Here is a 1,445-nt window from a genome sequence, read left to right as displayed (position 1 = left end):
GATGCATTCTGGCATAGAGTACAAATTGTAATTAACGTACTGATTCGCATTTACAGAACGAGTGGGATATGGCTTTAACTCGAGGTCTGAGCCTCATGAAAGTGTGATACGATCTCCACTCGAACCAAAAGAAGAGTGCCTACTATATTTATACTGTGTTTTATGCTGCTAAAGGTTGTGATAATTTTTTCATGATTTCCTTTTCATAATTGAAATCGGAGTGATTCCATTCAAATGGTTGCTGATTTTTTAACATTGCAAACGCAATTTTTATAAACTTATTCCCCATGGCAATATAGATTTTACGAGCTTTTTTACCTTTCTCCTTTAATCTGTTATAAAAGGGCTTTAAAGCTTCATTATGTGCGGATAGGCAACGTCCAGCGGTATAGACGGCTCTTCTTAAATTGGAATTGCCTTGTTTGGATATACATCCATAGTAACCGCCATCTGGCCCCGATTGTTTAATGACAGGGTTTGTTCCCGCCTTTTTAATGAGCTGGCTGGCATTGTTATAAAGGGAGATATCACCCATTTCACAGTAAATTTCAGCAGCTGTAATAAGACCAATTCCTGGAACTGTGAGTAGAAACAGTCCATCAGTCTGGACAAAGATTCGCTCAATTTCCTTGTCATATAATTCAATGTTTGTTGTATGCCACTCATATGCCTTAATCTTTTGCTTTAAAAGAAAGAGCTCACTAGAAAGTTGTTCTATTGGCTTTGAAACACTTTCTTTAGCTGCAAACAGTAGTTTATCAATGGTTTTCTTCCTTATTTTCAGGTTATGTTGCTTGGATAACGCCCTTAATCCATCCTCCCCTAACTCAAGAACTTGGGATGCGTGAGGGTAGTTTTTTAAGAGGTGAAGGCTTGCCTTCCCCCAAAAATCACTAAAGATCTTGGTTGTTTTAACTTTGTGATCCACAAGAACACTGACACCCTGGTACTCACGCCAAATTTGGTCATGAATACCACGAAGTTCCATCTTGATGCGTGAGCGCTTATTGATTTCACTTCGTCTGGCTCTAGTTAGGTTTTGGAGTTGTTTATACACACCAGAAGCAAGTTTGGAATTGGTAGCTTTGTTTCCCACCAATGCTTCCGCAATAAGGTAAAGGTCAATGTCATCCGTTTTTGTATAAGTCAGATGTTGCTTGCGTTCTTCATGAGTAGTGGCTGGATTAACAATGTGAACAGAGTAGCCTTCCTCTGTTAAGATGCGAACGATGTCCTCGTAGTAATGGCCAGTAGCTTCTATACCAACAAAGACTTTCTCGGCGTGGCAGGACTGTCTGGCTTCTTCAATCTTTTGAATAAGAAGGCTCATTCCGGTCTGGCTAACCATGAAGGGAAAGGGCGTTTCGATCACATCGCCAAAATAATTTAAAATCATGGATTTCTGTAAAACCTTTGATACATCAATGGGAACTAGTAATACCTTT

General features: G+C 39.4%; 1 protein-coding gene. It reads right to left on the bottom strand.

Features of this window, described 5'->3' with window-relative positions:
* Positions 1-160 precede the first annotated feature (160 nt).
* On the bottom strand, positions 161-1,445 hold a 1,285-nt coding region (locus tag FS666_RS19235), incomplete at its 5' end, for an IS110 family RNA-guided transposase (protein ID WP_144463777.1).

It is taken from the genome of Siminovitchia fortis, assembly GCF_007681465.1.
GTDB classification, from domain to species: domain Bacteria; phylum Bacillota; class Bacilli; order Bacillales; family Bacillaceae_C; genus Siminovitchia; species Siminovitchia fortis.
This window is presented reverse-complemented; position numbering and strand designations above follow the sequence as displayed.